Here is a 23,274-nt window from a genome sequence, read left to right on the forward strand (position 1 = left end):
GCACTCATCGGCCGCGCCCTTTATTCCCGCTCTTTTGGTAGCCCTTCGATATCGAGGAAGGCGACGACCCGCTCTCGCTCCCTCAGGGTGTCCTGATAGCCCAGCTTGATCAGCTGCTGACAATAACCCGGATAGAACATCAAAAAGCTGGCCAGACTGCTGGTCTCATCCCCCTTCACGCCCAGCACCCGCAACAGGCGGCGCAACTTTAGCGGCAGTTTGCGCAGGTAGGCCAGTGCGATGGTGTCGAGATCCTGACTCGGTTTCAGCACACAGGTCTCCACCCGTTTCAGCTTGAGGCGATTGCGCTCCCGCTCAGGGATAAGATCCAGAGTCTGGTTGATGCGCCACAGCCGCTCCAGATCGGAGTTGAGAGTGTCGGTAAAGACGGTATCGAGCAGATGGCTGGCGATATTGGAGCTGGTGAGATGGCCGTGGTGATGGGTCGGCGCCGAGTGCTCAGGCGGATCTAGCGTGATCAGCAGGATCCGCTCCGCCCCCAGATGGATGGCGGGGCTGAGCGGGCTCAGCTGGTGGATGGATCCGTCGCCGTAGAACTTCTCGCCGATCCGGGTGGCTGGAAAGACGAAGGGGAGAGCCGATGAGGCGAGCAGATGCTCAGATGTAAGCACGGTGCGCACCCCACGCCGTCTGGCTCGCTCCCAAGGATAGTGGTCGGCCCGCCCTTGAAAGAAGGTGGTGGAGAGGCCGTCATCGTAATCCGACGCCGTGATGGCCAGCGCCTCCAGACTGCCGTAGAGGATGTTGTCATCAATGCGGTGATAGTCGATGAGTTGATCCAGCAGGCGATGCAGCGGCGCGTTGTCAAAGAGGTGAAAGGCGTGGTTGGTATGGGGATTGATCAGCCCCGCCGACCCCTCGTACATCAGCCGCCACAGCAGGCGCCCCGGGTGAAAATCGAAGATGTGGTGGGTCTCGAAACGGCGCCAGACCCACTCCAGCTTGCGCACCCCCAGATGGAAGCAGGAGGCGTAGCAGGCCAGCGCGGTGACATTGATGGCCCCCGCCGAGGTGCCACACAGGATGGGAAAAGGGATGCCGAGATTGCGCGGGTAGAGCTCCGCAATCGCTTTGAGGGCTCCGACCTGATAGGCGGCGCGAGCACCGCCACCGGTGAGCAACAATGCTGTATTGGGTCTGGCCATATGCTGGCGCCTTATCGTGTTCTGACAAGAATGTTCCCACTGACAAATTAACTATAAGGCGCTGTATCAAATATAAAAACGGGCGCTTGCCCGTTTTTTTCATGGCCCCATGTCAAAGGGCGCGGTGAGGATTTTCCGGTCGCGCCAGCTGATCGAAGGCGGCGAATACCGGGGCGCTGGCGAGGATGCGACCGTGGCCCAGTCCCCGGGTGCTCACCAGCCGGGTATGACCATCCTGACTGGCCCGCAAGGAATCGCCGTGCGGTGCAAATCTGTCCTCCTCGTCGTGCACGATCATCGCCGCGCCGCTGCGACTGGCGAGCCGCCCCAGCGGATCGACCGTGCTCAAGGGGTGCTGGTACTTTTGCTCAATCTCCTTGACCACCGCATCGAACAACCGGATGGAGTAGCCGGAGCGTGCCACCATGCCGTAGAGCTGGGGCACATAGTCGAGCACCGGCGAAATCAACAGCAGCGGCAGGGTATCGATACCCGCCTGACGGCTGGAGAGGGTGACGGCGCCTCCCATGCTGTGGGCGATGACCCCGTGCAGCGGGCCTACTTCGCTGGCCAGCTTGGTCGCCAGCTCGTCGAAGGCGCGCACGAAACGGGGCAGGTGGCCAGTGTTGCCTGCGCTCTGGCCGTGGGCCGGATGATCGTAGGCAATGGCGGTGAAACCCTGTGCGGCGATATGGCTCATCAGCGGATAGAACTGGCTGGCGCTGCCGGACCAGCCATGCATCAGCAGCCACAGTGGCCCCTGACCGAGCCGATAGCTCATCAATACCCCTTCGCTGGTATGGACGGCCTGCTTCACCAGACCGGCAGGTTCGTGGTCATCCCGCTGGTTGCGCTGGGGGGTGAGCAGCAACTTGCTGGCGGTACGCTTGGCATGGGTGGGGGCGAGTCTGTGGTGCAACCGGGTGCCTATCCCCAGCAGCCATTTGCTCGGGCTGAAGCGGCTGGTGTTGAAGTAGATCTTGCTGCTCATGGTCATCCTGTGGTTTTTATGTGCGAACGGTCGTGCTTTTTTGTTGGTTTTTAAAAATTAGTGTTGAACGGATGCCAAAACATCAGCGCCAGCTGCTCAGCAGAGCGTCCACCTCGGGCCAGAAGTGGCGGGCCGGATCCTGACACAGTTCGAGATCGTTGAACACCTGATCCGCCAGATAGAGGCCATAGAGGCGATAAACGGCGCGCCAGGGATCCATCTCGCGTCGCCACTCGCCTGCGGCCTGACCCTGCACCACCTGACGGGCCAGATAGTCGAGCCAGAAGCGCACCAGTTGCCGGGCGGCTTGCTGCACCTGGCTCTTTTGCTCATGGCCATCCTGCACCGAGGTCCAGGCGTCGAGGAACATGCAGCGTCCGGCGAAGCAGTGGTTCCAAGCCTGCCAGGCACGCAGCAGGGCGATCAGCTTGTCGTGCTGGCTCTGGTGCTCCTGCTGGCGTACCGGCTGGATCACCCGCAGCCGGAACACCTCGGCGGCGTATTCCAGCACGGCTATCTGCAGATTGTCGCGGGATTGAAAGTGGGCAAACAGGCCGCTTTTCGACATCTCGCAGGCGCTGGCCAGCGAGCCGATGGTCAGGCTCTCCAGCCCTTGCTGGCTCGCCTGCTCGAAGGCAGTCTGCAAAATGTTTTCCCGGGTCAGGCGCCCCTTGCTCATCACTCTCTCCTCGTTGGCGCTGGCAGCATAAAGTACGATCGTGCTAATTGTCGAGCAACAAATAGCCAGCATAGCTGGCTATGTCGTCTCCCGCGTGTCACTGCGCGCGGGGGTCAGTTCTCCTTGATATCGAGCTGTTGCAGGGCGATAACCGCCTGAGTGCGGTTTTTGACGCCCAGTTTTCTGAAGATGGCGGTGATATGGGCCTTGATGGTGGCTTCGGAGACATTGAGCTCCCAGGCGATCTGTTTGTTGAGGCTGCCATCGCGCAGCATGATCAGCACCTTGTATTGCTGGGGGGTGAGGCTGGCCAGCTTGCTGGCGAAATCAGGGCCATCTTCCGATTCGGGATGGAGCGAGATGCCTTCCGGCACCCAGTTATCCCCCCCGATCACCGTATTGAGGGCGGTGACCAGCTCCTTCATCGGTACCGATTTGGGAATGAAGCCGAGCGCCCCGAGCCGCAATACCTGCTGGATGATGATCGCATCTTCCGAGGCGGAGACCACCACGATGGGCAGGTCGGGATACTGGCCGCGCAGGTGGGCCAGCCCCTCGAATCCATTGGCTCCCGGCATCTTGAGATCGAGCAGCAACAGGTCAACTTCGGGGTGCTCGCCGAGCAGGCTGGTCAGGCTGTCGATGGAGTCCGCTTCCAGCAATTGAGCGTCGTTGATGGCCATGTGCACCGCTTGGTAAAGGGCGCCCCGAAACAGGGGGTGGTCATCTGCGATGACGATGGTAAATTGGCTGTCCATATTTCGGTTAATGGCTCACATTGTTGCTAACTGATTGTTTTGAAAAATCAAACTAGCATCGCTCACCAAGAGGGTCAAACCCGCCGGTGCGCAAATGTGAAGCGAACATCGGATGTTTTGCCATCAGGGCAGATCGGCCGGTCGCAGGCAACTCATGCAGGAGGCAACAGATGGGATCCTTGGTATTGGCGGTGGGCACCGGCTCCACCTGGGCGATGCGGGCGGCACTGGTGCTCGCCATGAGCGGGCTGATGTGGCAGGAGCAGGTGTTCGATCTGGAGGATGCCAAGTCGCTGGCGCGGCTCAAGCGGCTGGCACCGGCCGGTCTGGTGCCCTGGCTCGAACACGATGGCGTGCGGGTTCACGACTCGCTGGCCATCGCCGAATATGTTCACGAGCTCTGTCCCGAGCGCCAGCTCTATCCCGTTTCGCTGGCCGAGCGGGCACTGGCTCGCAGCCTCTGCGCCGAGTTGCACGCCGGATTCCGGCAGATCCGGTCTCTGTTCCCCTTCTTTCTTGGGGCGCCAACCCGTATCGATCCCCCGGTGGAGGCAGTCGGTGAGCTGGCCCGTTTGCAGGAGATCTGGTCGCAGACGCGGGGCCCCTTCTACTTTGGCGAGGCGGGTATTGTCGATGCGTTCTATGCGGTGATGGCGTATCGGCTGGCCAGCTACGGCATCCTGTTGCCCGGTCAGGCGGGAGTCTATCAGCAGGCGCTGCTCTCTTGGCATCTGTGGCAGGAGACCCTGCTCAAGGCGCGGTTGCAGTGGCCGGTGGCGGCGCGCCTGTCACAGTGAACCGTGGCAGATGGATAAACGAGAGAGGGGAGCCATTGGCTCCCCTCTCTGTTGCTGGTGAATGTGGCTCAAGAGTTACTTCTGCCGACCGGCAAAGACCACCACCACCTTGTCATCCCCCTTCTCCCGCACGAAGGCGTAGGGGGCATCCGAGAGTTTCCGGTGGCTGCCTGCCGCAATGGCCGGATGGGCGGCGCGGAACTGGCCCAGTTGCTGCCAGTGCTTGACCAGCTCAGCCTTGTCTCCGCTGGCCAGCTCCTGCCAGTTCATGTCCGAGCGCAGCGCCTGATCGAACACCCCGCCATCCTTGGCCAGCCCGCGGCCGGACTCGTCGCCGTAGTAGAGCTGGATGCCGCCCGGCAACAGCATAAAGCTGTTGGCGACCCGGCGCTGTAGCGGCACATCCTGATAGTCGCCAAAGAACAGCTTGGTGTCGTGGGAGCTGATGTAGCTCAGCACGTTGAACTCGGGATCCTGATTGATGCGGCTGGCGTAGCTGGCATAGGTGGGCTCGGCGCTGGCCATGCACTGGGCCTGTGACAGGGCGAACTCACGCTGATAGTCGAAGTTGATCAGGGAATCGAAGCCGTTCTGATACCAGAAATCCTTGGCTACCCCGTGATCCCACACCTCGCCCACCATATAGAAGGGCAGATCGTCGAGGGCCTTGCCCGGGTTGGCACTCTTCCACTCCTTGAGTGCAGCACTGCCCGCCTGCTTGAGCTTGGCCCACACTTCGGGCTCCAGATGCTTGACGGTGTCGGCGCGGAAGCCGTCGATGCCAAAGCGGCGCACCCAGTCGGTGTGCCAGGCGATCAGGTAGTCGCTCACAGTAGCGTCGGGCAGCGCCTTGGCGAGGGTATCCTTTTTCGCGGCCAGCAATGGCGGCAGCCCTACCGGTTTGGCCGATTCGGTCAGAAAGTCCGGTAGCCCCGCCACCGAGCCGGTGACATCGTCGGTGCCGGGCTGCGGGTAGCCGGGCAGACCGGCGCGCACCCAGTCACCACTCCACCACTTGTTCCACGCGGGTGATTGATAGTCGATGAACTGGTTGTAACCATGCCAGTTGAGGCCACCGCTCGGACGCCACTGGTTCCAGACGGTCGGCAGTTTGCTGCTGTTCTGAGTTAGCTCGGTGAGCCCCAAATCCTGCAAGTCGGCGAGGGTGGCGTAACCGGCGTGGTTCATCACCACGTCGAGGATGATCCGCATGCCGCGCTTGTGGACCTCGTCCACCAGGGTTTTCAGGCTCTCTTCATCGCCGTAGTTGGGGTCAATCTTGGTGAAGTCGAGCGCCCAGTAGCCGTGGTAGGCGTAGAAGGGGAAGTTGCCCTGCTCGCCGCCACCGATAAAGCCGTGAACCTGCTCCACCATGGGGGTGATCCAGATGGCGTTCATGCCGAGGCTCTTGATGTAGTCGAGCTTCTCGGTCAGCCCCTTGAAGTCGCCGCCGTGCCAGGTGGCCACCTCGTCTTGACCATCCTTCTGGCGGCCGAAGCTGTGGTCGTTGGCGGGGTCACCATTGTGGAAGCGATCGGTCAGCAGAAAATAGACGCTCGCCTGATCCCAGCTGAATGGTGCTGGCTTGGCTGCCTTGACCGGCTCGAGCAGCAGCAGGCCGCCGCTCTCTTTACTCGGGGTCAGTGTCAGTTTGCCCTGTTTGACCACCGCCTCCTGTTTCGAGTAGGCATCCCGCAGTCGGGTGCCGTCGGGCCAGACCCCTTTGAGCGACACCGTGACCGGGCCGCCATCCCAGCTGATGCAGGGCTCTTGTGGTGGCTGGCGTTTGAACTCGCTCTTCTTGGTTGCCCGCAGCACCTTGAGGCTGGGAGTATCCGGGTTGAAGGTGAACTGATACTCCCCGGCCAGCATTACCCGCAGGGTAAAGCTCTGATCCTTGCTGCATTTGTCCATGGGTTGGGCGGTGCCGAAGGGGAGCGGTCTGCTCTCGCTCGGGCCAAAGCTGGTACCGCAACTGTTGCTTGCGTCGCTGATGCGGATCTGGTGGCTCCCCTTGGTAAGGGGATGGGTCAGCTCCACAGTGCCCTTGTCCAGCGAGATCGGGGTCGCTACCGGCTGACCATCCACATAGAGGTGAACCTCGGAAGCGGCCATCGCCTGTGGGGTGAACAGAGGGGCGGCCATCAGTGCAAGCCAGAGGGGGGATAAGTTTTGAGCACGACGCATAAGCCATTCCTTGAGCAGGGCAGTTCGGACAAGGGCCCATTCTAGGAGCAGCAAAGCGCGCCTTGGATCGGCAAAATGCCGATTTGTGACATCAGTTCAAATGGTTACGTTTTCAAGCCGAGGAAAGTGTGACGGAGAGGAGAGGGACGCTCTGTCGATAAAAATAGCGGCCATAAAAAATGCCGGTCAGGTGACCGGCATTTGGTGTATCAGGCATTGTCGTCACATCAGACGGTGAAGAACTTGAAGTTGACGAAGGCCACCGCGATGAAGGAGGCAACCATGCCGCTGATGCAGAGCACTGCTGGGCGGATAGCGGGCCAGCGATGGGTCAGCAGAATGATGGCCAGCAGGGTCGGGTAGAGCCCGAACATATAGCGCGGCATGGCGTTGAGGCCGGTCATCAGCGGGATGGTGCAGCAGATGAACATCAGGGTCGCTTCAGCCCAGCGCTTCTGGCTGAACAGGTAGCCGTTCAGACACCAGCCGAAGATCACCATGATGGAGAGGTAAGCCTTGCGGCCGCCCAGCTCGAAACCGCTCAGCCACCAATCCAGCGGGCTGTCCATGTAGCGACCCCAGGCCACCTGAATGTGCTTGAAGGCAAAGGCATCGCCGGTCAGGTGATAGAGGTAGACCATGTAGGCAAACAGGCCAAAGGGGATCATCCAGAGGGTGAACACCACCTTGAAGGCGCGCTCGGTGAAGCGGAAAAATTCCCGCCAGCCGTAGGCCTGCAGCGCCAGGATCAGCACCGGGAAGACCATCATCACCCCCAGGTTGCGGGTAGCGGAGATACAGACCCCCAGCACGGCCACCATCAGCCACTGCTCCCGATAGGCGAACAGGAACATCCCCAGCATCAGCGCCATAAAGGTCGACTCGGTATAACCGGAGACGAAGTAGGCTGAGAAGGGGGAGAAGGCGAGCAGCCAGACGCCGAAGCGGGCGGTATCGTCCCCCAGCTTGAGCTGACGCAACACCAGCAGCATCAGCGGCAGGCTGGCGAAGAAGGAGATATTGGTAACAATGATGAGGCCGATCAGGCTCTCGACATTGAACAGGTTGGAGATGGCACCGGAGACCATCGGGTAGAGCGGCATAAAGGCCCAGTTGGCCGCATTACCCTTGCTCAGCCAGCGCGGGTAGAGGTCGTAGCCGTTTTCGATGATGCGCTGAAACCAGACGCAGTCGAACTGGCAATAGGCCTGCAGCGGGCCTATGTCGGGGGAGCCATAGAGCTGGACACCGAAGTAGCCCATGCCATACAGCGCCACCCGGCTCAGCATGAAGGCGGCGATGATCATCAGCCAGTCACGACCGCTGATGCGCAGTGACGGGCGATAGGGGAGTGCAGCCCCGGTTAGCGGGGCAGTATTGGTCATATCATTCATCAGGCAAAAACCCAGACGCGAGAGAGAACGTAAGTGAGGACGGTAACGGTCAGGGTGGCGATGACCACCGGCAGTAGACCGGAGAGCCCCGCAAACAGCAGGCCGCTCAGGATCAGGTTACGCACCGTCAGCGAGAAGAGGGCGACCAGCAGAAACTTGCTGGCGGCTCCCTGCTTCTGGAAGGTGATGTAGCGGTGACCAAAGAAGGAGAACCAGAACGCGATGGCAAAAGCCAGCGTGGTAACCAGGTGCTCCGAGATGGTGGGCCAGGTATGAAACAGTGCGATGGAGGTGCCAAGGTCGACGAGGGTAGCCCCCCCGCCGACAAAACCGAAACGTACCAGCCGCCAGAATTCCTCGCGGGAGATCATTGAGGCGCCTGCTCCTGCTGCTCTTGCGGGTTGCTGTCAGCGCTCTGCGGTTTGGCCGCATCCTGCTGGGCATACTGGCCATAGACCCCTTCAATGAGGTAGACCGGGCGCTGTTTCACTTCCACGAACATGCGGCCGATGTACTCGCCGATGATGCCGAGCGACAGCAGCTGGATACCGCCGAGGAACAGCACTACGGACATAAGGGAGGCATAGCCGGGTACGTCGATGCCGAAGAAGACCACCTGGGTCACGATCTTGAGGATGTAGAGGAAGGCGACGAAGGAGACGCCGACACCCACATAGCTCCAGACCCGCAGCGGCCAGCTGGAGAAGCTGAGCAGACCGTCAAGGGCGAAGTTCCACAGTTTCCAGTAGTTGAACTTGGTTTCACCGGCGTGACGGGCCGGGCGCTCGTAGGGGACGCCAACGGCACGGAAACCGGCCCAGGCAAACAGACCCTTCATGAAGCGGTTGCGCTCCGGCAGCAGTTTGATCGCCTCGACCACGCGACGGTCGATCAGGCGGAAGTCACCGGCGTTTTCCGGCAGCTTGGTGCTGGTGGAGAGGGCGTTGAAGAAGCGGTAGAAGCCACCGGCAGTCAGGCGCTTCATCGGGGTATCGGCGCTGCGATCGACGCGGATGCCGTAGACGGTGTCATAGTCACCGGTCTGCCACAGTTTGACGAACTCCAGGATCAGGGCGGGCGGGTCTTGCAGATCCACGTCCATCGGCACGATGGCATCCCCTTTGGCCTGATGCAGACCGGCGGTCAAGGCCGCTTCTTTACCGAAGTTGCGTGCTAGGTTGACTAGGGTCACGCGCGGGTCACGGGCGATGGCCTGCTCGACTACTTCACGGGTGCGGTCACGGCTGCCATCGTTGACGAATACAATTTCAAGCTGGTCTTTCAGCGGGGCCAGTTCGTTGTCTATCGCGTTGATGAAGGCATCGATGCTCTCTTCCTCGTTGTAAACGGGAACGACCAGAGAGAGTCGAAAATCTGGATGCGACATAAGAACGTCCTTATTTGGGATAGTTGTTTTTATAAAATGGTATTCGGGGCAAGGATCACTGGGCTACGGTCAAACGTACCGACTGCACATTGATGGGAGTTGGTGCCGAGAGCGCCAGAAAATTGGGGCGCTTGGGATCTGCCGTGAGCGAGTCGCCGGGCAGACTGAGGCGAATTTCGTTGATGCCCGCTTTGGCCAGTTTCACCGTGGTGGTGAAGTCGTGACCCAGCGCCACTTTCAACAGGGCACCGGCTTCCGGGCTGTTGATGCGGGCCTGTACGGTAAGCTGATCCGGATTGGCCGCCTGCTTGGGCAGCACAAAGTAGAGACCGCCCTGACCGCTGAGCAGGGTACCTTCGTCGCTCGGCTTCTTGGCCCAGCCTTCGCTGGAGAGGAAGCGGCTCGGTTTGGTCAGATTGAGCTCGTTACCCGGCTGGTAGGTCATGCTGGAGTTGTGTTCCCAGAAGCGTGTCTTGCCTTCCAGATAATAGAGTTTGTAGGCCAGGCTCACGTTGGGGTGAGCAGCCAGATAGAGGGTGTAAAGATAAAAACCGCTTAACGCCAGAATGGCAGTCAAAAAACCGAACTTTTTGTACGTCATATCACTCTCTATGCCTGACAGAATGGGTAGGCCGATGTCGCGCATATGCTAATCCAATTGCAAAAAAAGCATAGTGGATCACAAAAAAATATTTGGTCACATATTAACCCCTTTTTACCCCTGTTCCAAACGTTGCTGTTTCCCGGTTAAACAGGTCTGGCGGGGCGCAGGTTGCCAGTGGCGCTCCGGCAGGGCAATTGGTAAATAGAAGCGCTTTGCTGCGTCATTTTCTAGCGGATGCGATAGTCATCTGGCCTCTATCGCCATTTTGCAGGGGGCGATTTATGATGACTCACCTATTCGTCAAGGATGACATATGAAGTGGCTCTCTTGCTGTCTGCTGCTTGGATTATGGGCGCCAATGGCATTGGCCAAGGCCCTGTGTCCCGAGCCCATTCAGGTCGGTTACGATAACTGGCCCCCCTACCATTATTACGAAGCCGACTCACCGCAAGAGGTGCGCGGTTATGCCGCCGAGGTGCTGACGGCTGTGCTCACTTCCATGCACTGCAAGGTCAACTATGTGGAGCTGCCCTGGAAGCGGGTACTGCACGAAATGGAGCATGGCGAGATAGACATGGCGATGGAGGCGAATATCAATGATGAGCGCGCTCGTTATGCCTGGTTTTCCGACTCCTACAACCCGGGGCGCACCTTGCTGTGGATCCGCAAGGGCAGCCACTATCCCGAGCAGGATCTGGCGAGCTGGCTGGCCAATGGTTACTCCCTCGGCGTCACCAAAGAGTACTTCTATGGCGATGAAGTGATGTCGCTGCTCGCTCGCTATGCCAAACAGGTGAGTGCGGTGAGCGACCAGCAAAATTTTGAGAAGCTGGCCCGCGGGCGGATCGACGGTTTCCTCGGTGACATGCTGGCTACCCCCAGCGCCCTTAACAAGGAGGGGATGAGCGGTCTGTTCACCAGCCACCCCATGGTGGTATCTGAATCGCCGAGCTTCTTTATGTTGGGCAAGCGCAGCTTTTCGCCGCAATTCTTGCAACAATTCAATCAGGCGTTGGCGCGGTTCAAGGAGACAGATGCGTATGACATTATCTGGCAGCGTTATGCCCCCGGGCGCTAGCAAAGTATTGGCCGTTCACGCATCATGAGCGGCCTGAGCATCGGGTCTGCTTGTCAGGCCTGACAGAGTGAACAAACCGTTTTGAGGTACCCATGGGGATGAAGTATTGGCTGGCCCTTGCCAATCTGGTGTGGCTGGGATGTTTGCCCGCTGGCGCGGTACATGCGACCGAAGCACAAGTCGTGGTGGCGGCCAGTGAAACCGGACACGACTGGTATCAGGGCAGTCAGGCCGAACAGGCCCGTGTCGAGCTGGAGCAGCAGTTGCAAGAGGCTGTGCTTGCCCAGCTGCATCCCGATTTTTTCACGCTGTGGAAGCGCCTGCAGGCCACCCCTGCAGACAAGCGTGGTGCCATCTATGACGACATTTTTACCAAGCTGAGCCGTTTCCAGCACGCCTGGCGGGGGATGGATCTGGTCTCGCGCGAGCAGATGAAGACTCTCAAGCTCGATTTGAACCGCCCTGTAGTGACCCAACCCAGCGATGATGACCTGCTCACCCAGGTGAAATCCCTGCGCCCCCAGGTGGCGGAATACGAGGCGGTGCGGGCCAAAGTGCACAAACTGCTGGCAATGCCGATGGCCAGCAAGTGGCCGACCCTCGATATGCCGACCCTGCGTGCCGGAGAGAGCTCCGCCGAGCTTGGCCAGATCCGCGCCATGCTCAACGAGCTGGGTGACAGCGCCCCGAGCCATGGTGATCAGATTTACGATGGTGATACCGAGCAGGCCATCAAGCAGTTCCAGCGTCGTCACGGTCTCACCGCGGACGGCATTATCGGTCGTCAGACCCGCTCCTGGCTCAATACCGGCCCGCAAGTGCGCGCCAGCCTGCTGCTGCGCAACCTGTGGCGTCGCGATCTGGTCGATCAGCTCGCCGGTGGCCGCTACGTGCTGGTCAATATTCCTGACTACCGCCTGAGCCTGGTGGAGTCCGGCAACGAGGTGTTTACCAGCAGGGTCATCGTCGGCAAGGAGCAGCGGGCCACCCCTATTCTGGCGAGCGAAATTCGCTCCATCGTGCTCAATCCCTCCTGGCATGTGCCGCGCTCCATCCTGAGCAAGGACATCCTGCCCAAGCTGGGTCGCGATCCCGCCTATCTGAGTCGCGAGCAGTTCGAGGTGATCGACAGCGAGGGCAATCCGGTCCAGTTCACCGAAGAGGGGTGGCATCAGGCGCTGGCCGCCGGTTTCCCCTATCGCCTGCGGCAAAAGCCGGGGGATCACAACGCCCTGGGGCGCTACAAGTTCTACCTGCCCAACAATGACGCCATCTATCTGCACTCCACTCCGCGCAAGGCGCTGTTCGAGCAGGGGGCGCGCGCCTTCAGCTCAGGCTGCATCCGGGTGGAACATGCGGACGATCTGGCCGAGCTGTTGTTGGCGGACTCCCGCTATCAGCCGGACAAGGTGGCCAATATCCTCAAGGAGAGCCAGACCAAATGGTTGCCGCTCACCACGCCGATCCCGGTCTTTACCGTCTACTGGAGCAGCTGGATCGACGAAAATGGTCGCCAGCAATTGCGTAACGACATCTACGGATTTGATCGGGTCAGCTTCCAGAGCCGCCTGCTGTGATCCCTGCCACAGAGTGAAAAGCCCGGCCTGTGCCGGGCTTTTCTGTGGGCGATTGAGGTTTGACAGGCCCCCCCGCCGGAGGGTAGTTTCAAGCGCCTGTATGACATTCACTCAGTGAGCTTATTCAACTATTTTCGCTTGAATCTGCGATGGACGAACCCCTTATGCTGGAACAAGAGATAAGTCGACGTCGCCTGTTGCTGGGAGCCGGTTGCCTGCTGGGCAGCTCGCTGATCTCCTTCCCTGCACTGGCCAGCCGCAGTACCACCGGGCGTGAACTCAGTTTCTTCAATCTCAATACCGGCGAGCGGGTGCGCGCCAGCTATTGGGAAAATGGCCACTATCTGAGTGACGGGTTGGCCGAGCTCAACCACATCTTCCGCGATTACCGGCGCAATGAAGTGTTCAACATCGACAAGAAGCTGTTTGATCAACTGTTTCTGTTGCAGCACAAGCTGGGTCGGCGCAGTGAAATTCAGCTGATCTCCGGCTATCGCGCCCCGGCAACCAATCGTCAGAAGCGCCACAAGAGCCGCGGCGTGGCCAAGCACAGCTACCACACCCTGGGGCAGGCGGTGGATGTGCGGATCCCCGGCGTACAGCTGGCCCATCTGCGCAAGGCGGCGCTCCAGCTCAAGGTGGGTGGGGTCGGTTACTATCCCCGTGATAACTTCGTTCACCTCGATACCGGCCCGGTGCGCAGCTGGTAAAGGGGTTGGCAAGCTGCCAAGCTCTTCCCACCAGAGAGGAGATTGCGATGAAAAAGATAGTGATTGGCGGCCTGATCGCCCTGTTGTTGACCGGTTGCAGCAAGCTCAACCGTGAAAATTACGACCAGTTGAAGATGGGGATGAGCTACGCCGAGGCCAGCGCCATTCTGGGCAAGGCGGAGCGTTGTGATGATGCCTTGGGCACCACCAGCTGCCTCTGGGGCGGGGAAGGGAAGAACATCAAGATCCGCTTTATCGCCGACAAGGCGACCTTCTTCAGCTCGGAAGGGATTAACTGAGTCGCAGACCGTCCATGAAAAAAGCGCCGCTCGGGCGCTTTTTTGTTGCTCGCAATCCAACCCGCCTCGCCAGACGCTGGCGTACTCAGTGGGTCGCGTACTGGTAGTTGAAGGTGGGCAGACCCCACTTGAAGCGAACCGCCAGCAGCCGCAGTACAAAGCCGATCCCGATGGAACCGAACGCGGCCCAGTTGGTCGGCAATCCCTGATCCAGCGCCAGACAGTAGAGGGCTGCGGTGATCAGCGAAATGGCTGCATAGAGCTCGCGACGAAATACCAGTGGAATCCGTTGGCAGAGCAGATCCCGCAGCACCCCGCCAAAGACCCCGGTCACCACCGCCATGATGCAGGCAATACTGGCGCCGTGGCCCATATCCAGCGCTCGGGCCGCACCGAAGATGGAGAAGACCACCAGTCCCAGGGCATCAAGGGCCATGAACAGCTTGCCGAGATAGCGCATCAGGGGGGCGGAGACCACACCTGCCATCGCGGCTGCGGCAACCAGTAGCACGTATTCCGGATGCTCAATCCAGAGCAGCGGATAGTGGCCGAGCAGCACATCGCGGATGGTGCCACCACCGATGGCCGTCGCCGAGGCGATGATCACCACACCAAACAGATCCATCCGTCGCCGACCCGCGGCCAGCGCGCCGGTCATCCCTTCGGCCACCAGGCCCACCAAGAAGAGTGCATGTAACATGAGATATCCCAGGGAACGAGAAAGGCCAGAATCCTACCAACTCGTGTCATATGGGACAAGCTATCGAATGCATGCATTAATTTAATTCATGCTAAATACGAAAAAGGCACCGTTTCGGGTGCCTTTTTCTAATCAATGTTCAAGGGTTAGCGCCCCAACTGCTCCTGCCGGTAGTGATCGACCCACATGGCGGTGGCGCCACAGATGGCGACCGGCATCACGAAGAGGTTCACCACCGGAATGGCGGAGAAGAGGGTCACCAAAGCGCCAAAGCTGAGGCACTTGCCGCGGCGCTGCTTCAAGGCGTCGCGCATGGTAATGAAGTCGATCTTGTGGTTGTCGAACGGATAATCCACATACTGGATCGCCATCATCCAGGCGCTGAACAGGAACCAGAGCACCGGCGCCAGGGTCTGGCCCACCACCGGGATCAGAAACAGGATCAGGCAGCCGATGGCCTTGGGCAGGTAATACTTCAGCTTGGTCCATTCGCGGCCGAAGGTGCGTGGCACATCCTTGACGATATCCAGCATGCCGCTGTCATTGGCGGGCTGACCGGTGAGGATCTGCTCCACCTTCTCCGCCAGCAGGCCGTTGAAGGGAGCGGCTACCCAGTTGGCAACCGAGCTGAAGATAAAGGAGAAGACCACCAGGATGGTGATGAGCGCGATGGGCCACAGCAGATAGTCCAGCCAGTCGAGCCAGGCGGGGATCTGCTGATGGAGCCAGGCGAACAGGCCGTCCAGTTGCAGCAGCAGGGCATAGAAGGCCCCGGCAAACAGCACGAAGTTGACCAGCAGGGGGATCAGCACAAAGGTGCGGATGCCCGGTTGGCGAATAAGGGAAAAACCGCGCAGAAAGTAGTCTGCACCGCTGATTGAATCTTTGACCATATGGGGTGATTGGCTCATGTGAGCTCCATCTATGCATGGGAGAACTGCCAGCATATTACAAACAAGCCTTTGATTTGGTAAAGTCGCCGACTATTCCTTATTTCGTGCCGTGGCGACTGAAAATCGGGCATTGAATGGGGATGATGCCTGCATATTACAAACAAAGCCGGGTCTGGATTTGGTAAAGTCACCTGCCCGCATCCTCTTTATTTAGCCACTGATACAGGTCGCCATGCGTCTGAAACTGATCAAACTCGCCGGCTTCAAGTCGTTCGTCGAGCCGACCCGCATCGAACTGTCGGCAGACATGACCGCCGTGGTGGGCCCCAACGGCTGTGGCAAATCCAACGTCATCGACGCGGTGCGCTGGGTGCTGGGGGAGAGCTCCGCCCGCCATCTGCGCGGCGAGAACATGACCGATGTCATCTTCAACGGCTCCATCAATCGCAGTGCGCACGGGCGCGCCTCGGTCGAGCTGGTGTTCGACAATCCCCACAACCGGGTGCCCGGTGAGTTCGGCCGCTTTACCGAGATTTCGGTGCGCCGCGAAGTGCTGCGCGACGGCTCCAACCACTATCAGATCAACGGCCAGAAGTGCCGCCGCAAGGATGTGACCGACCTCTTCCTCGGCACCGGTCTTGGCCCCCGCAGCTACGCCATCATCGAGCAGGGCACTGTCAGCCGACTGGTGGAGTCACGTCCGGCCGATCTCAAGCTCTTTATGGAAGAGGCCGCCGGGGTTTCCCGCTACAAGGAGCGGCGCCGCGAGACCGAACAGCGCATTCGTCACACCCAGGAGAACCTGGAGCGCCTCGGCGATATTCGCGGCGAGCTGGGCTCGCGCCTTGACCACCTCAAAGCCCAGGCCGAGACCGCCGAGCGCTACAAACAGCTCAAGAGTCGTTCGCGCGCAGCTCGCGCCGAGCTGATTGGCTCCGAGTTGTGGGCGCTGGAGACGCGCCTTGGCGAGGCCAAAACCGAACTGGCGCAAGCCGAGCAGGCGCTGGCGGCGCTCGATGCCAAGCGCACCGCCGATGAGGGGCGCCACGTCACCCTGTCGGTCGCCAGACAAGAGGCGCAAGCCGAGCAGGCGAGCCGTCAGCAACAGATTTTTCTCGGCGGGCAGGCCATCGCCCGTCTCGAGCAACAGCAATTGCACCAGAGTGAACTGGGGCGCGACTGGCAGGCCCGTGCAGAGGCGCTGGGCGAGCGGAGCGCCACCCGCAAGGCTCAGCTTGCCAGCCAGCAGGATCAACTGACCGAAGGGGTGTTGCGCGCCGAGCAGGAGAGCGCCCGGCTGGAGCAGTGTGAGCAGTTGCTCACCGAGCAGCAGGAGGCCCGCCAGCAGGCTAGCGAGGGGCTGGAGCAGGCCCGCCTGCGCCAGCAGCAGTGGCAGCAACAGTTGGCCGGGTTGCAGGGGCAGCTCAATCAGACCCGTACCCGGTTGGGTGGCCTGCAGGAACTGCAAGCCAAGACCCGGCTGGCGCGCCTCAAGCTGGAAGATGAACGCGCGGGCCCCCTCGGCGCTGAGGCCGATGACCTGCAACCGGCCCTCGATGCGCTGAGTAGCGAGCTGGAGCTGACGCGGGCGGCCAATGGCGAGCTGACCGAGCAGCTGGCGCAGGCGGTCGACGCCCATGAACAACTCAAGCAGCAGCATGGCCAGCAGTTGAGCCTGCAGCGGGAACTGGAGGCGCGGCTGGCGACGCTGGATCAGATCCTCGGCGAACAGATGGAGGGGGCGACCCTGGCCGACCGGTTGCAGGTTGCCCCCGAGTGGGCACAGGCACTCGACAAGGTGCTGGGTCGCTGGCTCACCGCAACGCCGGCGGACGAGTGCAATCTGGCGCAAGAGGGACTCTGGATTGGCCCGGCGCAACCGGCGGTTGCCGGTACGCTGGCGGCGCAACTGGGCGGTGAGCACATTCCCGCCTTCCTCAATGCCATCTGGCTGGTGGAGAGCCGGGAAGCCGCATTGGCCCGCCAGCCAAGCCTTGCGGCCGGTGAGTCGGTACTGACTCCTGCTGGCGACTGGCTGGGGCCAAACTGGGCAGATCTGGGGCAGGGCGGGGCGCTTGGCACCATGGCGCTGCTGGGTGAGCGTGAGCGGTTGCATACCGAGCAGGAGAGGGTTGCCGAGGGGCTGGCACAGCTGAGCGAGCAACTTGTTGCTGCCGATGCCCGGCGCGCCCAGCTTGCCAGTGCGCAGGAGTTGTCGCAGCGAACCTTGCGCGAGCAAGAGCAGAAATGGCAACAACTGCGCGAAGCCTGGAGCCTGCAACAGGGTCAGCGGCAGGAGCGGTTGCAGCGGCTCGGTCAGCTCGGCGAAGAGCTGATCCGGCTTGATCAGGAGCAGGCCGAAGAGGCAGAGCGACTGGCCAGCGCCCGTGAACAACTGGAACTCGATGAGGCGCGCCTTGCCGAGTTGCAGGAGCAGGGGGAGCCGCTGACGCAAGGGTTACAGGTTGCTCAGGAGCTGCTGACCCGCTGCGAGCGGGCGGTCGACGAGGTCCGTGTACGCCGCGAACAGCAACAAGCGGTCTGCCAGCGTTTGCAAATGGAGTTGGGTAATCTGCGCCAACTCATTACCTTGGGCGAAGAGGAGTTGGCGAGGCTTGGGCTGGAGCTGGCCGGGCTGAAAGGGCCGGATAGCGAGGCCGTGCCGGATCTGGCGCCCCTGCTGGCCGAGCAGCGCAATCTGGAGGCGCAGCAGCTCGCCTGTCATCAACGGCTTGCGGAGCTGGAGCGCCAGCTCGGTGAGCTGGAGCAGGCCAGAAGTGCCGATCACAAGCAGCTGGTGACGTTGCAGGAGAAGCTGGCAACCCTGCGTCTTGAGCGCGAACGCAACCTCACCCGTCGACAGGGGCTGCACGAGCAGTTCGAAGAGCTGGGGGTTCGACTGGTAGATCTCGATCAGGCAGTGTTGATCGCCGCTGATCGCAGCAAGCTGCGGCAGGAGATCCAAACTCTGGAGGGGCAAGTGGAGGCGCTCGGCGCCATCAACCTGGCGGCGCTGGAGGAGTACGAAGAGGCGAAAACCCGGGCAACCTATCTTGAAAATCAGTGTCAGGATCTCGAGCAAGCGCTGGAAACCTTGAGCCAAGCCATTAAAAGAATTGATAAAGAGACACAAATACGGTTCCGGGACACTTTCGATAAGGTCAACGAAGATTTAAAATCCCTGTTTCCAAAAGTGTTCGGTGGGGGCAGTGCCTGGCTTGAGCTTACCTCCGATGATCTTTTGGAGGCCGGAGTGAGCATCATGGCGAGACCTCCGGGTAAGAAGAATGCTACCATTGCCCTGCTTTCCGGGGGGGAGAAGGCGTTAACCGCGCTTGCGCTGGTTTTTGCCATCTTCAGACTCAACCCAGCACCTTTTTGTCTGCTGGATGAGGTGGATGCACCGCTCGATGAAGTGAACGTCGGTCGCTTCTGTTCTCTTGTCAAAGAGATGTCGAGCACAGTACAGTTCGTTTACATCAGTCATAATAAGGTCTCCATGGAGATGGCTGAGCAGCTGGTTGGCGTCACGATGCAAGAGCCCGGGGTTTCTCGCATTGTGTCGGTCGATATCGGTGAAGCCGTCGCTTTGGCTGAGCAAAACTAGAAAGAGAAGCAGCTAATGCAGGAATTGCGTTACATCTTGGTTGCCCTGGGCGGTATTGCTATTGCGGCATTGCTCATTCACGGGTTGTGGAGCAACAAAAAGAATCGTCAGGCACCGATCAAAGAGAAACCGATTGGACGGATGGACTCCAAGTCGCGGGATCGTGATAACGACGCCTTCGACAGCGATGGCATCGGCCAGGTACGCGTGGTCAGTGGTGGCCGTCGCGCCGAGCCCAAGCTGCGCAGTGAAGAGAGCCGCCAGCCGGAACTCGGTCGTCGCCCTGCCGTCCCCGCCTTTGATGATGAAGATGACGAGGACGATCTGCCGCCGCCCGTAGTGCGCAAGCCTGCTGCCCGCCCGGTTCCGCCGCCTCCTGTCTATGAAGAGGAAGAAGCGTTCAATGAGCCGCTGCCCGAGGAGATCGACGAGGCGCCCGCCGCGCCGGTGCGCAAACCTGCTCAGGTCAATCGTCGTACCCCGGTCTACCGTTCCCGTCCCCAGCGCGAGCCCATGATGCAGTCGCTGGATGACGAGCCGCTGGTCGAGCCCGCCTATGCGACTGCCCCGACTTTTGGTGCCCGTGCAGAGACAGTCCGTACTGCCGACACCGTTCGTGCCGAACCGGTGCGTGCTCCCGAGCCGGTATATCAGCCGCAGCCCCGTCATGTGGCTCCCGAGCCTGTGTATGAAGAGCCGGCCTATGTGGCACCTGCACCTTTGGTGGAAGAGCCGCGCATGGCGCCCCAACCGGTCGAGAAGATCTGGCAGGATGTCTATGTCATCAACCTGATGGGCCGTCCGGGTCACGACTTGCAAGGTGCAACCCTGCTCTCATCCCTGATGGCGCTGGGGTTCAAGTTTGGCGAGATGGATATTTTCCACCGTCACGAAGATCCCAACGGCAAGGGTGAAGTGCTCTTCTCCATGATCAACATGGTCAAGCCGGGTACCTTCAACCCGTACCGGATGGAACAGTTCACCACGCCGGGTGTCTCTTTGTTCATGCAACTGCCGCTGCGCAGCAATGCCGCGTTTGCCTTCGAGGATATGCTGCAAGCTGCCGATCAGCTGGCCAGCGATCTCGATGCCATGCTGACAGATATGGATCGCAGCCCGCTGAGCGACGAGACCATTGCCCGTTACCGTCACGAGCTGGCTGCCTACGAGGCCAGTCGCGACTAATACGCCATGCGGGTCGAGTGAAGAAAAAGTGCGGTACCCTGGTACCGCATTTTTGTTTCTACCCCGGCCGGATGTTCAATCACACTTCGAGACTTTTTCATGAGCGATATCCTCTCCCGCCACCGTCAATTGTGTGAACTGCTTACCGAATATGGTCATCAGTACTATGTGCTGGATAACCCCACAGTGCCGGATGCCGAATACGACCGTCTGATGCGCGAACTGATCGCGCTGGAGGCTGACCACCCCGAGCTGAAAACCCCGGCTTCCCCCAGCGTGCGGGTCGGCGGTCAGCCGCTGACCGCCTTCAGTCAGGTGCGCCACGAGATCCCCATGCTGAGTCTGGATAACGTCTTTAGCAGCGAAGAGTTGCAGGCGTTCGAACAACGGATGAGCGATCGCCTCAAGCGTGACGTGCGTTTCACCTTCTGCTGCGAGCCCAAGCTCGATGGTCTGGCGGTGAGCTTGCTCTATGTAAATGGTCAGCTGGTGCAGGCGGCCACCCGGGGCGATGGAGCCACCGGTGAGGAGATCACCGAGAACGTGCGTACCATCAAGGCCATTCCGCTCGCATTGCGGGGCTCTGGCTGGCCCGAGCGGTTGGAAGTGCGTGGCGAAGTCTTTATGCCCAAGGCCGGTTTCGAGGCGATGAATGCCAAGGCACTGGCCGCAGGCGAGAAGGTGTTCGTCAACCCGCGCAACGCCGCTGCCGGCAGCCTGCGTCAGCTCGACTCACGCATCACCGCCAGCCGTCCCCTGAGCTTTTACGCTTACGGTGTCGGTGTTGGCGGAGAGCTGCTCGGTGACTCTCACTTTGGTCGCCTCAATCAGCTCAAGGAGTGGGGGCTGCCGCTTAGTCCCGAGGTGAAACTCAAAGAGGGGGCCGCCGGTTGTCAGTCGTTCCACGACGACATTCTGGCCCGTCGTGGCGAGCTCCCTTATGAGATCGATGGCGTGGTCTACAAGGTCGATGCCATCCCCCTGCAAGAGGAGCTGGGCTTTGTGGCCCGGGCGCCGCGCTGGGCGACCGCCCACAAGTTCCCGGCGCAGGAGGAGATGACTCTGCTTGAGAACGTCGAGTTTCAGGTCGGCCGCACCGGCGCCGTGACCCCGGTCGCCAAGCTCAAACCGGTGTTTGTCGGCGGCGTCACCGTCTCCAACGCCACCTTGCACAACGCTGACGAGATTGAGCGCCTCGGCGTGATGATCGGCGATACGGTGATCGTGCGCCGGGCGGGGGATGTGATCCCGCAGATCGTCGCCGTGGTGGAGGCGCAGCGCCCAAGCGACGCCCGCGCGATCCTCTTCCCGACCGAGTGTCCGGTCTGTGGCTCTGCGGTCGAGCGGCTGGAAGGAGAGGCTGTTGCCCGCTGCTCCGGTGGCTTGTTCTGCGAGGCGCAGCGCAAGGAGGCGATCAAGCACTTCGCCGCCCGTCGCGCCATGGACGTGGATGGCCTTGGCGACAAGATTGTCGAGCAGTTGGTGGACAAGGGGTTGGTGAAGACCCCCGCGGATCTGTTCAGCCTCAATGCCATCCAGCTGGCCGGTCTTGAGCGGATGGGGCAAAAATCGGCCCTCAATCTGGTAGCCGCCATCGATGCTGCGCGCAGTACCACCTTGCCGCGCTTCCTGTTTGCTCTGGGGATCCGCGAAGTGGGGGAGGCGACTGCGCTCAACCTTGCCAACCACTTCCTCACGCTGGATGCCCTGCGCGCTGCATCGGTGGAGCAGCTGCTCGACGTGGCCGATGTGGGCGAGGTGGTGGCCAAGCATGTTTACTACTTCTTGCGTCAGCCCCACAACGTGGAGGTGTTGGAGGCTCTGCTGGCTGCCGGCATCCACTGGCCGGCTATCGAGAAGAAAGAGGCCGCGGAGCAACCCTTTGCCGGCAAGACCTTCGTGCTGACCGGCACCCTGACCACCTTGTCGCGCAACGACGCCAAGGCGGCATTGCAGGCGCTGGGGGCCAAGGTGGCGGGTTCGGTATCTGCCAAGACCGATGTGCTGGTCGCGGGGGAAGCGGCCGGTTCCAAGCTGACCAAGGCGCAGGAGCTCGGCATTACCATCTGGACCGAAGAGGAGCTGCAACAGGCGTTGCAGGGCTGATAGCCCTCACCAAGCTTGCTAACCGCAGCTCCTGATAAAAGAGAACCCGGCATGGCCGGGTTCTCTTTTTTGTTTCGGCGGTTACTCACGCCAGAGGATCTTGTGGCGCCATTTGTCGGGCACGGTGAGCTGCCAGCGGGCCAGCTCGCTCTTGCTGAAGACATATTCGCCGCGCAGGGCCGCGCGCGGGGAGATGGTACGGGGCAGGGTGCCCGCCAGTATGGTGTTGATGAGGCTGGCTGCCTGTATCCCCTGATCGTGGCCGTCCAGCACCAGCCCGCCGATGGCCATCCCCTTGCCGACGGTAAATTCCCAGAAACAGAAGAGCGGCACCGGCGTGTTGGCGCTGGTCCACTCCAACACCGTCTTTTCGCTCACATGCTTGCCATTGTCATCGACCAGCGTGTGGTAGAGGCCGAGGAAGATCGCCTGATAGCCGTTCTTCTTGGCGTTGAGCACCGCCTCCTGCCAGAGGCTGTAATCCCCCATCAGCTGGCTGTTGATCCGGGTCTGACCGACCCGCAGCTCGGTCTGGGTCTTGAATTCATCCTCAATGGCAGTGAGGGCCACATTGCTGGAATCAAACAGAACCAGTGCTTTGTCGAGCCCCCCCATCATCTGGCTTATTTCGCTGATGTTGCGCTTGAGCAGGGGGCGCTCCAGCACGCCGGTGATCTTGGGGTGGCCGACAAAGCCCTTGAGGCGGGGGTTCTCGTTCATGCCGAGAAAGACCACCGGGGTACCCAGCGAGGCGATCTCGTTGGCCAGATAGTTGATGGCGTTGTCATCCCCCAGTACCACCAGATCCGGTTTGCTCTTCAGATAAAAGGCGATGGCTTGCTGGGCGATTTCGTCGAACTTCTCCCGTGGATGGCGTTTGGTATCCATATAGAAGTGGGTGATCTTGTGCTCCCCCTGCAAGCCATCGAGCAGCCCTTTGTTGTAGCTTTGGTCCCACAGGTATTCGGGATGGTAGCTGCTGATCACCAGAATGTTGGCGGCCCAGAGCGGCAGAGAGAGGGTGGATAGCAGTAGCAATAGCAGGGAGGTGCGCATGGGTTGTCCCTTGTCGAGGGGGAGAGAGTTCTTGTTCAGTATGGGCGGTTTTGGTTGACGCTGTCATCTCGAAACCGGTGCGGCGGGGGGCGATTTTTTT

At 60.5% G+C, this 23,274-nt stretch carries 20 protein-coding genes; 8 read left to right on the forward strand and 12 right to left on the reverse strand.

All coding sequences use genetic code 11. From position 1 onward, the window contains the following. Positions 1 to 20: 20 nt before the first annotated feature. The 4 genes from AB5Z05_RS07865 to AB5Z05_RS07880 form a co-directional block, all read right to left on the reverse strand. Positions 21 to 1,166, reverse strand: a complete 1,146-nt coding sequence (locus tag AB5Z05_RS07865; protein ID WP_368150917.1) for a patatin-like phospholipase family protein — start codon at positions 1,164 to 1,166, stop codon at positions 21 to 23. 112 nt (positions 1,167 to 1,278) lie between these two features. Beyond that, complete coding sequence (locus AB5Z05_RS07870; protein WP_368150918.1) at positions 1,279 to 2,157, reverse strand: alpha/beta hydrolase; 879 nt, start codon at positions 2,155 to 2,157, stop codon at positions 1,279 to 1,281. 82 nt (positions 2,158 to 2,239) lie between these two features. After that, positions 2,240 to 2,836: a TetR/AcrR family transcriptional regulator gene (locus AB5Z05_RS07875; RefSeq protein ID WP_005349841.1), complete on the reverse strand. Its 597-nt coding sequence runs from the start codon at positions 2,834 to 2,836 to the stop codon at positions 2,240 to 2,242. A 113-nt stretch (positions 2,837 to 2,949) separates the two neighbouring features. After that, entirely contained in the window at positions 2,950 to 3,594 is a 645-nt protein-coding gene (locus AB5Z05_RS07880) for a response regulator (protein WP_368150920.1), read from the reverse strand. Between the two features lie 170 nt (positions 3,595 to 3,764). Between AB5Z05_RS07880 and AB5Z05_RS07885 the strand changes: the two genes are divergently transcribed. Beyond that, on the forward strand, positions 3,765 to 4,391 hold the full coding sequence (locus tag AB5Z05_RS07885) for a glutathione S-transferase N-terminal domain-containing protein (protein WP_368150922.1): 627 nt from the start codon (positions 3,765 to 3,767) through the stop codon (positions 4,389 to 4,391). A 75-nt stretch (positions 4,392 to 4,466) separates the two neighbouring features. Here AB5Z05_RS07885 and AB5Z05_RS07890 read toward each other — a convergent pair whose 3' ends face one another. The 5 genes from AB5Z05_RS07890 to AB5Z05_RS07910 form a co-directional block, all read right to left on the reverse strand. Continuing rightward, positions 4,467 to 6,578, reverse strand: coding sequence for an alpha-amylase (locus AB5Z05_RS07890; protein WP_368150924.1), 2,112 nt, complete (start codon positions 6,576 to 6,578; stop codon positions 4,467 to 4,469). A 227-nt stretch (positions 6,579 to 6,805) separates the two neighbouring features. Continuing rightward, on the reverse strand, positions 6,806 to 7,972 hold the full coding sequence (locus tag AB5Z05_RS07895) for a hypothetical protein (RefSeq protein WP_005338464.1): 1,167 nt from the start codon (positions 7,970 to 7,972) through the stop codon (positions 6,806 to 6,808). Then, entirely contained in the window at positions 7,972 to 8,343 is a 372-nt protein-coding gene (locus tag AB5Z05_RS07900) for a GtrA family protein (protein WP_368150926.1), read from the reverse strand. Before AB5Z05_RS07900 ends, AB5Z05_RS07895 begins: the two co-directional genes overlap by 1 nt. Continuing rightward, positions 8,340 to 9,359 (reverse strand): glycosyltransferase family 2 protein, encoded by a 1,020-nt coding sequence (locus tag AB5Z05_RS07905; RefSeq protein ID WP_368150928.1) that lies wholly within the window; start codon positions 9,357 to 9,359, stop codon positions 8,340 to 8,342. The genes AB5Z05_RS07900 and AB5Z05_RS07905 overlap by 4 nt, the downstream gene beginning before the upstream one ends. Positions 9,360 to 9,414: 55 nt before the next feature. Next, positions 9,415 to 9,960, reverse strand: a complete 546-nt coding sequence (locus AB5Z05_RS07910) for a hypothetical protein (protein WP_041202288.1) — start codon at positions 9,958 to 9,960, stop codon at positions 9,415 to 9,417. Positions 9,961 to 10,276: 316 nt separating this feature from the next. Here AB5Z05_RS07910 and AB5Z05_RS07915 point away from each other — a divergent pair, with 316 nt between their 5' ends. The 4 genes from AB5Z05_RS07915 (at position 10,277) to AB5Z05_RS07930 (ending at position 13,627) form a co-directional block, all read left to right on the forward strand. Beyond that, positions 10,277 to 11,041: an ABC transporter substrate-binding protein gene (locus tag AB5Z05_RS07915; RefSeq protein WP_111900354.1), complete on the forward strand. Its 765-nt coding sequence runs from the start codon at positions 10,277 to 10,279 to the stop codon at positions 11,039 to 11,041. Between the two features lie 92 nt (positions 11,042 to 11,133). Further along, entirely contained in the window at positions 11,134 to 12,618 is a 1,485-nt protein-coding gene (locus AB5Z05_RS07920; protein ID WP_368150930.1) for a murein L,D-transpeptidase, read from the forward strand. A gap of 164 nt (positions 12,619 to 12,782) precedes the next feature. Continuing rightward, positions 12,783 to 13,328 (forward strand): DUF882 domain-containing protein, encoded by a 546-nt coding sequence (locus AB5Z05_RS07925; protein WP_005338458.1) that lies wholly within the window; start codon positions 12,783 to 12,785, stop codon positions 13,326 to 13,328. A 47-nt stretch (positions 13,329 to 13,375) separates the two neighbouring features. After that, a complete protein-coding gene (locus tag AB5Z05_RS07930) occupies positions 13,376 to 13,627 on the forward strand; it encodes a DUF3862 domain-containing protein (protein ID WP_150997073.1) in 252 nt (83 codons plus the stop codon). A gap of 85 nt (positions 13,628 to 13,712) precedes the next feature. Here the strand turns inward: AB5Z05_RS07930 and AB5Z05_RS07935 are convergent, their stop codons facing one another. Both AB5Z05_RS07935 and cysZ read right to left on the reverse strand, forming a co-directional pair. Then, the gene (locus tag AB5Z05_RS07935; RefSeq protein WP_124929975.1) at positions 13,713 to 14,327 is read right to left on the reverse strand and encodes a trimeric intracellular cation channel family protein; all 615 of its coding nucleotides are present in this window, start codon (positions 14,325 to 14,327) and stop codon (positions 13,713 to 13,715) included. A 146-nt stretch (positions 14,328 to 14,473) separates the two neighbouring features. After that, complete coding sequence (cysZ, locus tag AB5Z05_RS07940; RefSeq protein ID WP_005338455.1) at positions 14,474 to 15,238, reverse strand: sulfate transporter CysZ; 765 nt, start codon at positions 15,236 to 15,238, stop codon at positions 14,474 to 14,476. Between the two features lie 214 nt (positions 15,239 to 15,452). On the opposite strand from cysZ, the gene AB5Z05_RS07945 reads away from it, so the two are divergent. The 3 genes from AB5Z05_RS07945 (at position 15,453) to ligA (ending at position 22,118) form a co-directional block, all read left to right on the forward strand. Beyond that, the gene (locus AB5Z05_RS07945) at positions 15,453 to 18,827 is read left to right on the forward strand and encodes an AAA family ATPase (protein WP_368150933.1); all 3,375 of its coding nucleotides are present in this window, start codon (positions 15,453 to 15,455) and stop codon (positions 18,825 to 18,827) included. A gap of 15 nt (positions 18,828 to 18,842) precedes the next feature. Continuing rightward, positions 18,843 to 20,012 carry a cell division protein ZipA gene (gene zipA, locus AB5Z05_RS07950; protein ID WP_368150934.1) on the forward strand — a complete coding sequence of 390 codons (1,170 nt, stop codon included), beginning with the start codon at positions 18,843 to 18,845 and terminating at the stop codon, positions 20,010 to 20,012. Between the two features lie 99 nt (positions 20,013 to 20,111). Next, positions 20,112 to 22,118, forward strand: coding sequence for an NAD-dependent DNA ligase LigA (gene ligA / locus AB5Z05_RS07955; RefSeq protein WP_368150936.1), 2,007 nt, complete (start codon positions 20,112 to 20,114; stop codon positions 22,116 to 22,118). A gap of 81 nt (positions 22,119 to 22,199) precedes the next feature. Here ligA and AB5Z05_RS07960 read toward each other — a convergent pair whose 3' ends face one another. Continuing rightward, a complete protein-coding gene (locus tag AB5Z05_RS07960) occupies positions 22,200 to 23,174 on the reverse strand; it encodes an ABC transporter substrate-binding protein (RefSeq protein WP_005338444.1) in 975 nt (324 codons plus the stop codon). Positions 23,175 to 23,274: the final 100 nt, after the last annotated feature.

This window comes from Aeromonas sp. R2-4 (assembly GCF_040908365.1).
GTDB lineage: Bacteria > Pseudomonadota > Gammaproteobacteria > Enterobacterales > Aeromonadaceae > Aeromonas > Aeromonas veronii.

Coding starts and splice junctions, on each gene's coding strand:
- AB5Z05_RS07865 (WP_368150917.1), bottom strand. CDS start 1,166: ATGGCCAGACCCAATACAGCATTGTTGCTCACCGGTGGCGGTGCTCGC.
- AB5Z05_RS07870 (WP_368150918.1), bottom strand. CDS start 2,157: ATGAGCAGCAAGATCTACTTCAACACCAGCCGCTTCAGCCCGAGCAAA.
- AB5Z05_RS07875 (WP_005349841.1), bottom strand. CDS start 2,836: ATGAGCAAGGGGCGCCTGACCCGGGAAAACATTTTGCAGACTGCCTTC.
- AB5Z05_RS07880 (WP_368150920.1), bottom strand. CDS start 3,594: ATGGACAGCCAATTTACCATCGTCATCGCAGATGACCACCCCCTGTTT.
- AB5Z05_RS07885 (WP_368150922.1), top strand. CDS start 3,765: ATGGGATCCTTGGTATTGGCGGTGGGCACCGGCTCCACCTGGGCGATG.
- AB5Z05_RS07890 (WP_368150924.1), bottom strand. CDS start 6,578: ATGCGTCGTGCTCAAAACTTATCCCCCCTCTGGCTTGCACTGATGGCC.
- AB5Z05_RS07895 (WP_005338464.1), bottom strand. CDS start 7,972: ATGAATGATATGACCAATACTGCCCCGCTAACCGGGGCTGCACTCCCC.
- AB5Z05_RS07900 (WP_368150926.1), bottom strand. CDS start 8,343: ATGATCTCCCGCGAGGAATTCTGGCGGCTGGTACGTTTCGGTTTTGTC.
- AB5Z05_RS07905 (WP_368150928.1), bottom strand. CDS start 9,359: ATGTCGCATCCAGATTTTCGACTCTCTCTGGTCGTTCCCGTTTACAAC.
- AB5Z05_RS07910 (WP_041202288.1), bottom strand. CDS start 9,960: ATGACGTACAAAAAGTTCGGTTTTTTGACTGCCATTCTGGCGTTAAGC.
- AB5Z05_RS07915 (WP_111900354.1), top strand. CDS start 10,277: ATGAAGTGGCTCTCTTGCTGTCTGCTGCTTGGATTATGGGCGCCAATG.
- AB5Z05_RS07920 (WP_368150930.1), top strand. CDS start 11,134: ATGGGGATGAAGTATTGGCTGGCCCTTGCCAATCTGGTGTGGCTGGGA.
- AB5Z05_RS07925 (WP_005338458.1), top strand. CDS start 12,783: ATGCTGGAACAAGAGATAAGTCGACGTCGCCTGTTGCTGGGAGCCGGT.
- AB5Z05_RS07930 (WP_150997073.1), top strand. CDS start 13,376: ATGAAAAAGATAGTGATTGGCGGCCTGATCGCCCTGTTGTTGACCGGT.
- AB5Z05_RS07935 (WP_124929975.1), bottom strand. CDS start 14,327: ATGTTACATGCACTCTTCTTGGTGGGCCTGGTGGCCGAAGGGATGACC.
- cysZ (WP_005338455.1), bottom strand. CDS start 15,238: ATGAGCCAATCACCCCATATGGTCAAAGATTCAATCAGCGGTGCAGAC.
- AB5Z05_RS07945 (WP_368150933.1), top strand. CDS start 15,453: ATGCGTCTGAAACTGATCAAACTCGCCGGCTTCAAGTCGTTCGTCGAG.
- zipA (WP_368150934.1), top strand. CDS start 18,843: ATGCAGGAATTGCGTTACATCTTGGTTGCCCTGGGCGGTATTGCTATT.
- ligA (WP_368150936.1), top strand. CDS start 20,112: ATGAGCGATATCCTCTCCCGCCACCGTCAATTGTGTGAACTGCTTACC.
- AB5Z05_RS07960 (WP_005338444.1), bottom strand. CDS start 23,174: ATGCGCACCTCCCTGCTATTGCTACTGCTATCCACCCTCTCTCTGCCG.